Source organism: Bacillus sp. JST-5 (assembly GCF_057747715.1).
On record NZ_JBYLHW010000090.1, the window covers coordinates 1 to 8,666 of the forward strand.

Annotated in this window: 8 protein-coding genes; 1 reads left to right on the forward strand and 7 read right to left on the reverse strand. The window is 32.7% G+C overall.

Going from position 1 to position 8,666, the window contains the following annotated elements; all coding sequences use genetic code 11:
• Nucleotides 1–88: 88 nt before the first annotated feature.
• Both nadE and AC3ASS_RS13005 read right to left on the reverse strand, forming a co-directional pair.
• Complete coding sequence (nadE, locus tag AC3ASS_RS13000; protein ID WP_488283950.1) at nucleotides 89–910, reverse strand: NAD(+) synthase; 822 nt, start codon at nucleotides 908–910, stop codon at nucleotides 89–91.
• 181 nt (nucleotides 911–1,091) lie between these two features.
• Nucleotides 1,092–2,567: a nicotinate phosphoribosyltransferase gene (locus tag AC3ASS_RS13005; RefSeq protein WP_488283951.1), complete on the reverse strand. Its 1,476-nt coding sequence runs from the start codon at nucleotides 2,565–2,567 to the stop codon at nucleotides 1,092–1,094.
• A gap of 375 nt (nucleotides 2,568–2,942) precedes the next feature.
• On the opposite strand from AC3ASS_RS13005, the gene AC3ASS_RS13010 reads away from it, so the two are divergent.
• Nucleotides 2,943–3,170, forward strand: a complete 228-nt coding sequence (locus AC3ASS_RS13010) for a hypothetical protein (RefSeq protein ID WP_488283952.1) — start codon at nucleotides 2,943–2,945, stop codon at nucleotides 3,168–3,170.
• A gap of 258 nt (nucleotides 3,171–3,428) precedes the next feature.
• Here AC3ASS_RS13010 and AC3ASS_RS13015 read toward each other — a convergent pair whose 3' ends face one another.
• From AC3ASS_RS13015 to AC3ASS_RS13035, 5 genes are all read right to left on the reverse strand, one after another.
• Nucleotides 3,429–4,025, reverse strand: a complete 597-nt coding sequence (locus AC3ASS_RS13015; protein ID WP_488283953.1) for a response regulator transcription factor — start codon at nucleotides 4,023–4,025, stop codon at nucleotides 3,429–3,431.
• A gap of 10 nt (nucleotides 4,026–4,035) precedes the next feature.
• Nucleotides 4,036–5,157 carry a sensor histidine kinase gene (locus tag AC3ASS_RS13020; RefSeq protein ID WP_488283954.1) on the reverse strand — a complete coding sequence of 374 codons (1,122 nt, stop codon included), beginning with the start codon at nucleotides 5,155–5,157 and terminating at the stop codon, nucleotides 4,036–4,038.
• Between the two features lie 92 nt (nucleotides 5,158–5,249).
• Complete coding sequence (gene desA / locus AC3ASS_RS13025; protein WP_488283955.1) at nucleotides 5,250–6,281, reverse strand: Delta(5) desaturase DesA; 1,032 nt, start codon at nucleotides 6,279–6,281, stop codon at nucleotides 5,250–5,252.
• Nucleotides 6,282–6,490: 209 nt separating this feature from the next.
• On the reverse strand, nucleotides 6,491–7,294 hold the full coding sequence (locus tag AC3ASS_RS13030) for a sulfite exporter TauE/SafE family protein (RefSeq protein ID WP_488283956.1): 804 nt from the start codon (nucleotides 7,292–7,294) through the stop codon (nucleotides 6,491–6,493).
• A 318-nt stretch (nucleotides 7,295–7,612) separates the two neighbouring features.
• A complete protein-coding gene (locus tag AC3ASS_RS13035; protein ID WP_488283957.1) occupies nucleotides 7,613–8,230 on the reverse strand; it encodes a LysE family translocator in 618 nt (205 codons plus the stop codon).
• Nucleotides 8,231–8,666 lie beyond the last annotated feature (436 nt).

Here is an 8,666-nt window from a genome sequence, read left to right on the forward strand (position 1 = left end):
CCCCGATTGAATATCGAGAAAAGACCGCAGCTTAATATACTCTTTTTTTCATTGTCTACTTGACAGGGTTATGTGCAAATATAGACTCTTAATATTTCCACCAATGATCAAACATCGTAGCTGGGAGATTTCGTTTATGTCTAGTGATGATATAACGTTTTTCGATTTCTTCAGCAGCTTCTTTTGAAACTTGCTTTCCTTCTAAATAATCATCGATTTCATCATACGATATACCAAGCTCTGTTTCATCTAATTGCTGTGGTTTTAAATCAAGTAAATCAGCCGTTGGTTTTTTCAAATATAAACGTTCATCCGCACCAAGTTCTTTTAATAAAAGTCGCCCTTGCCGCTTCGTTAATCCGGATAGAGGCAATAAGTCTGCTCCACCGTCTCCATATTTCGTGAAAAATCCCGTAACAGCTTCAGCAGCATGATCAGTGCCGATGACTAATAGATTATGTTGGCCACCGATAGCATATTGTGCAACCATTCGTATTCTTGCTTTAACATTCCCTTTATTGTAATCCGTTATCTTTTCATTCGTAGATTTTGCAAAGCTTTGTGAAAGAGCGTCTACCGATTCTTGAATGTTAAAAGTAATAACTTCATCTGGCTGAATAAATTTAAGAGCTAACTGTGCGTCATCTTCATCTAATTGAATATGATAAGGTAAGCGCACGGCAACAAATTTTACTTGATGTCCTTCATTTCTTAATTCTTCCACTGCTAATTGCGCCAGCCTTCCAGCAAGTGTTGAATCTTGTCCGCCACTAATTCCTAATACAAAACCTTTTGCTTTTGCCGAGAGTAAATATTCTTTCAAAAAATTGATTCGATTCCTAATTTCCTCTTTAGGGTCAATTTTGGATTTTACATTTAATTCTTTTATAATTTCTTCCTGTAGAGACACCCGTTTTTCCCCCTGTCCGTTTATATAAATGCTTATATATATTTATAACATTTCTTTTAAAGCAAGTATATCGGCTAAATATTCCCCAAATGACATCAGCAGTAATAGATCGATCAAAAAGGAATCATGGTAAAATGGTCAGCGTCGAAGATTTATCCGCTTTCTATTATATTGCCAGAAATCATTTTTCCTGATCTAATATCATTCGTTTAATTTTTCCTCTTACCTCTTCAATATTTTTCATTTTATTATCCCAGCATGCTTGACTTAAATCTACAGGATATTCTTCTGGCATTAAAGAACGTTTATATTCATCCCAAAGTAAATTTAGGTTTTCTTTAGCATATGCTTGTATTTCTTTTATGGATGGGAGATCATAAACTAATTTCCCATTTTCAAAAATTAAGTGATGCAACTCTTTCGCTTTAAAATTTGTAACAAACTTACTAATAAATGTATAAGTTGGGTGGAACATTTTTAATCTTTTTTCTTCTTGAGGATTTTCATGCTCAAGCGTAATATAATCACCTTCAGATTTGTTATTGGTCAAATTAATGATTCTAAATACTTTTTTCAGTCCAGGTGTTGTAACTTTTTCAGGGTTACCGCTTATTTTGATCGTATCAATCATCTGACCGTTTTCGTCTTCGATAGAAACCATTTTGTAGACGGCCCCTAATGCTGGTTGATCATATGCAGTAATTAATTTGGTCCCAATTCCCCAAATATCAATTTTCGCACCTTGGGCTTTTAAATTGATAATTGTTTCTTCATCTAAGTCATTAGAGGCAATGATTTTTGCATCTTTAAATCCTGCTTCGTCCAACATCTTTCTAGCTTCTTTAGACAAATACGCTAAATCTCCGCTATCGAGTCGTATGCCTATGAAGTTAATTTTGTCTCCTAATTCTTTTGCTACTCGTATAGCATTAGGTACACCTGATTTTAAAGTGTCGTATGTGTCAACTAAAAATACGCAATTTTTGTGTCTTCTCGCGTATTTATGAAATGCGGTATATTCGTCTCGGTACGCTTGCACCATCGCATGCGCGTGTGTTCCAACGACAGGAATTCCAAATATTTTTCCTGCACGTACATTGGATGTAGACTCAAATCCACCGATATATGCAGCACGTGCACCCCAAAGGGCTGCATCCATTTCATGAGCTCTACGAGATCCAAATTCCATTGCTACTTCATCTTTGACTACTTGCTTAATACGAGCTGCCTTTGTTGCTATTAATGTTTGATAGTTCACAATGTTTAAGATAGCTGTTTCAACCAATTGGGCTTCTGCAAGAGGAGCTTCAATTCGCATGATTGGTTCATTTCCAAAGACAAGCTCTCCCTCTCTCATTGAACGAACTGTACCTGAAAAACGTAACCCTTTTAAATATTCTAGGAAATCTTCCTTGTATCCTAGCTCTTCTCTTAAATATTGAATATCACTTTCAGAGAACCTAAAGTCTTTCAAATATTGGATAACCTTTTCAAGCCCAGCAAATATACCGAATCCGTTATTGAACGGAAGTTTTCTAAAAAAAACTTCGAATACCGCCTTCCGATTATGAATATTGTCCTCCCAATATGTTTCTGCCATATTTATTTGATATAAGTCGGTATGTAAAGCCCAACTATCATCTTTATAGGTATTCATTTTCTTTACCTCCAGTAATACATCCATTAAAACAGAAATGGGAATTCGTTATGCCCTTCAATCACTCATTTTTTAGTTTACCATAAAGCAAAAATGTTACTATCTAATTCTCTAGATTTTTCAATAATTTTAATTAACAGATTATTAATAAGAGCAATCTTTTTTAGCATCCAAAATTATTAACATATGTCTTAATGGGATAAAAGAAATCAATAGGAAAGACAAGAAGGAAAGAATAGAGGATGATCATATTCGTACTAAAAATTGACGAATAAACGAAGGTGGAAAATGATTTTGCGAATAGGGAAATTATGATACACTTCAGTTAAAAAATTCAGACAATTATAGAGATGTGCATAATTTAATGGGGTGAAGTTGATGAATTGGTTGAAAAATTTGTCTGCTCTAGTTTCGATTAGCATCATAACATATTTAATTTTTCAAACATCTAAGTTTAGTAAGGATTTAAAAAATGCCATTAATGCTGATAGAAGTTTATCAAAGAATTTTGTATATAAATGGGAAAGAAAAATCAAAAGAGTAGTACTATTGACAATTTTAGCTTCTATATTTGGAATCATAGCTGTTATGATGTCTTATTAATACAGAGCTATAAAAACAGAAAAGAGGGAAATCTAATTTCCTTTTGTTTGGCTCAGTATGGGCCAATCTAAATTCTTATAAGAGGAGTGCAAGAAGAATAATTTGAGAGTTTGGTTCTCCACTTCAACAGTAATTTGGACTCATTTATTTTATTGCTCAGTGAAAAGCGAATGCAATTATGGACAAATTATGCTCTCCTAAAAGGAACATTAACAATGTATAACAATAAACTTAATAAATTAGAAAAAAGGATAAATATTACATCCATCCTTTTTCTTTAAACTTTTTAATAGCCTCAACTCGATTAGATACTTCCAATTTATCGAATATAACTGAAATATAATTTCTCACCGTACCATACGTAAGATGAAGAGTTTTTGCAATTTCTTGCGTACTTTTTCCTTCAGCAATTAAATGTAACACTTGAGTTTCTCTTTCTGTTAAAGGGTTTGTCTCTTCATATGCTTGGTCAATTAACTCAGGTGCATAAATACGATGACCTTTCATAATCAAGCGTATAGAATTGGCCAACTCTTCACTTGGACTATCTTTCAGTAAGTATCCACTCACTTTGGCTCGACGTGCTCTCTCAAAGTAACCAGTCCGTGCAAACGTTGTTAAAATAATTACTTTACAAGGTAAATCCATCATTTCTTCAGCAGCATCCAAACCGCTCTTAATTGGCATTTCAATATCCATTATACATACATCCGGTTTTAACTCTTTGACCAGTCGTACTGCTTCTTCACCGTTCTCGGCTTTTCCTATCACTTTTATATCTTCTTCTAAATCTAATAGTGAGCCGAGCGCTCCGAGCAACATTTTTTGATCTTCTGCAATTACAATTTTTATCATCATTTCCTCCCTATGAACTTTGGTTTAATACGTTAGGAACTTTTATCGTAATAGTTGTACCATTTTCAGATGACCATTGACATTCACCGTTTACGAATTCAAGCCGTTCTTGTATCCCCATTAATCCGTGTCCTTTTAATGATTGCTTATCCTCTGTTATCCCTACACCATTATCTGAAACTTCGAGAACAAACTCATTTTGATGTTCCTGTATATGAATGGTGCACAATGTTGCCTGACTATGTTTCACAACGTTCGTAACGGCTTCTCTTAAACACATACTTAACACATGTTCGATAAACGCAGGGGCCGAGTGTAAATTCTTTTCACCACGAATCATTACTTCTATATTTGCTGCCTGTAACAGTTGTTGAACGTATTCAAGCTCTTCGTTTAATTTTTTTCCTCTCATGTTAGAAAGCATTTCGCGCACTTCTTTTAATGCTAATCTTGCAGTATGATGAATATCTGCTATCTCTTTTTTTGCTTGACTCAGATCTCTATCTAACAATTTACCAGCTAGATCACTCTTTAAACCGATTAACGACAACTTTTGACCTAGTGTATCATGTAAGTCTCTTGCGATTCTTTGACGTTCCTCATAAACCATTAATTGAGAAATACGTTTATTAGCATCTGATAATTGTTCCTCTAATTTAATCCTTTTTATCCTGTTATATGTACTTATAGGAAGTAAAATAACTCCCAAAATTGTAATCATAATAAACGGTAATTGTGAAAAAAACAAATCTTTTTGGGTGAAGAAACTCAATGAAGCAGCTAATGTTGATGTGACTAAATGGATAACATATAAAGATATAAAGCCGCCTTTATGTTGAACATTCCCAATATAAAACGCAATGAATAATGAAAAATATACATAGCCGTAAAAGATCGACATACCTATACTAATCAGCATCATAACTGATACACATACATATAGAAGTGGACCATTGGATAAAAACGATAAAAGATAGGCAATAAAAAACAAAACAATTAATACTATACCTAGGATAATCTCCATTGGTGAAGTAGAGACGAAGATAAAATAAAAAGGTAATAGACTAAAAATCATCCAAACATAAATACTCAAGCTCAAATTTCTTGGAAAAAGGTTAAACCAATTTTTCATAACAATGTCCTTTCCAATTGTATTGAATCATTATACCACTTTTTATATAAGAAAAAACCATTCTAAAAGAACGGTTTTCTCTAAACATTATATTAGTGGTTGTTTACCGGTACATTAGATGTTTTTTTTCGTAGAAGCGGCTTAACGTCTTTAAAAGTTACAAAAGTCTTATTTTTTTCATCATATAGTTTAAAACGAATGGATTTTAAACTAGATCCAATGGTTATAGTTGTTGCTTGCTGAAGCGGCGGGGTCGACTCATGAACATTTTCAAGATAATAATTCGGTACTTTCGGACTTAAATGATGAACGTGATGATAACCAATATTGCCGGTTACCCATTGTAAAATTTTAGGTAGTTTGTAGTAAGAACTTCCATCAATGGCGGCTTTTACATAGTCCCAATCATTTTCATCTTCAAAATACGAATCTTCAAATTGATGCTGAACATAAAATAACCAAATTCCTAAAGCTCCTGCTGTGAACATAATCGGTAATTGAACGAGGAGAAATTTTTCCCAACCGAGAAAGTAAATAAGAAGTGAATAAATAGTAAGAATTGATACATTTGTTAAATACGTATTACGTCTTTCCTTTTTCCGAGCATCTTTTCTATTCAAACGGTTCGTTACTAGGAAAAGATACAGCGGTCCTAATCCAAACATAACTAACGGATTACGATATAAGCGATATTGCAATCGTTCTAATTTTGATACTCGAGTGTATTCTTCTACAGTCATTACCCATACATCACCAGTTCCCCTTTTATTTAAATTACCACTCGTTGCATGATGAATGTTATGTTCTCTTTTCCATTTTCTATAAGGGAACATTGTAATAATGCCGGTAATTGTTCCAACGATGTCATTCCACCTTTTATTAGCGAAAAACGAACCGTGACAAGCATCATGAAATATGATGAAGATTCGGATAACAAAACCTGCAGCTATTATAGATAGAACAAGAGATAACCAAATGGAGACGGAAAGAGCTTGATATGAAAAGAACCATAATAGAAAAAATGGGGGGATTGTATTGATTAACTGCCAAACACTTGTTTTCGTATCAGACTTTTCATAAGGCCGAATTTGTTTTTTTAGTTGCACAAGTTTTTCTTTAGCCATAGTAGCCTCCTAATAATACTTTATTAATTATAGAATAGACGTATTTTTCCAATATAAACAGTAATGAATGTAAGGTTTTTCATATGACATTTGTCATAAAACATTAAAATTCACCATTAAACACACAAAAAAAAGAGTTTGACTACCCAAACTCTTCACTTTAGTCATAATAGATTGATTTGTAAGTGTGAAATGAGATTCTTATTTTTTTAAATAATGAGCTTTAGCCCGACGAATATAAGTAATACTCGAAAAATGGTTATGACTGTATGATCCCTTAAACGGGCATTTAATCTAGCCCCGAGCCACCCGCCAATCCATGCACCAGGAACAAGGGCGATTGTCCATAACCAATTAACATTTCCATAGACAATATGAGTTGTTGAGCCGACAATAGATGAAAGAAAAACTAGGAACATTGATGTTGCAACAGCTACCGGCGGTGGAAAACGAAATAACAGTAACATAAACGGGACCATTAATGATCCTCCTCCTATACCGAAAAGACCAGATAAAGTGCCGACTAAGAAAGAAAAACCAATGGCTATTGGTAAATGAAATGAGTAATGATGCATTTTACCACTTTCATCTATGTAATATCGAGAAATAGGAAAAATTGTTTCTAATGGCTTCATATATTTTTTTACATGTAAAAAGATAGAAATAATAATAATCAAAACTCCAAACATTATTTCAAATATATTTCCATCTACTTTTTTATTTAACCATGCACCTATTATTGCTCCAGGTCCACTCCCGATAAAAAAGGTTAGTCCTGCAATGAAATCAACTTTTTTCTGTTTTAAATAACTTAAAGTAGAAGATAAGCCAGTAAAAATTAGGATGAATACGGATGTTCCAACAACCATTTGAGTTGTAAAATCATGAAGTATTTCCGTATATGAACCTATAAAAAGGAGAGACGGTACAATGATAATCCCTCCGCCTAAACCTACTAAACTTCCTATCATCCCTCCAATAAGCCCAATAGTAAATAGAATAATCCAAATCATCTCATTCACTCCATATAAAATCATGAAATTAACTTCTATTCTTTCTATACAAAAGTTCAATTATCGTGTTCGAGTTCGAAATTTCTTTCAAAAATTTATATTATTACTAATTTGATAATTATTTTTTCAATACTCCTTTATATTTTAGTAGTAAAACATAATAAAAGATAATTTTTTTGTTAAAAAAGGTTGGATGAGCCTAAATATTATCAGGTCGTTTTAGATTAGAGAAAACCGATCATATTAAAGGGATAAAATTATTTTCTCCATGATACACAAAAAAGTCCCTTCCTTTTTATTTAAGGTAGGGACTCATCTTTAATTTTGCTTTTCCAATGCTAATTTTAAGCCAAAGCCAATTAAGACAATTCCAGTTGCTTTATCTAAAACATTTTGTACCTTAGCTGACATTAACCATTCCCGTAAATAATTGATGAAGAATACATAAACAAAAAACCATGTAATAGATAAAAATGTATAAATACACCCCATGGTTATTAGCTGAATGGTTACATTTGAACCTTCTGTAACAAATTGAGGTAAGAAAGTCAAAAAGAACATTGCCACTTTAGGATTTAATACGTTTGACAATAAACCTTGCCGAAATGCCGATTGATTTTTTCTAATTTCATGATTCTTATTGTTATTTGCTTGATTGTCCCGCTTGATAAATGATGATATTCCAAGATAAATTAAATAAATCGCTCCTAAATACTTAACGATTTCAAAAGCTACAGCTGACTTCATTAGAATTGCGGATAATCCAAATGCTGCTGCTAGCGTATGCACCAATGAACCGCAGGTAATGCCTAATGCTATTTGATAACCACTTGCTCGACCGTCAGCAATTGTCCTTTTTGTAATTAAAGCGGTATCAATTCCTGGACTCATAACAACAAATAAAGATAGAAGGAAAAACGTAAACAAATCACTCATTACATCCCCTCCAAAATGAAAGGAAATTATTTTAAAGTGTATCATGAATAAAAGAAAGTAGTAAGTAGTTTTTGAAAATTCTTTTTATTTTATTATATTCATATATTTAAAGTGCTTGGATGTCTAGAAATTAGTTCAATTTTTTTCTAAGATTCCTATTATAAAAGATGTTTTATATTAAAAAATAAAAGTCCCAAAAGTAATATTTAAGGACTTTTTTATAGAAAATTGATACATTTACTACAGAATTATCTTTTTCTTAATAGTAATTAATCCATCAATAAGTAAACATATAAATGCTACCCAATGAAGCATCATGCCAATACCAGGTATGACACCAACTGTACTTGCAATGATACTGGAATGTCAACACAAAACTGTACATATTTTTTAAGGAAAGTAATTGATTCAAGGAGTTTTATATAAAACATTTATT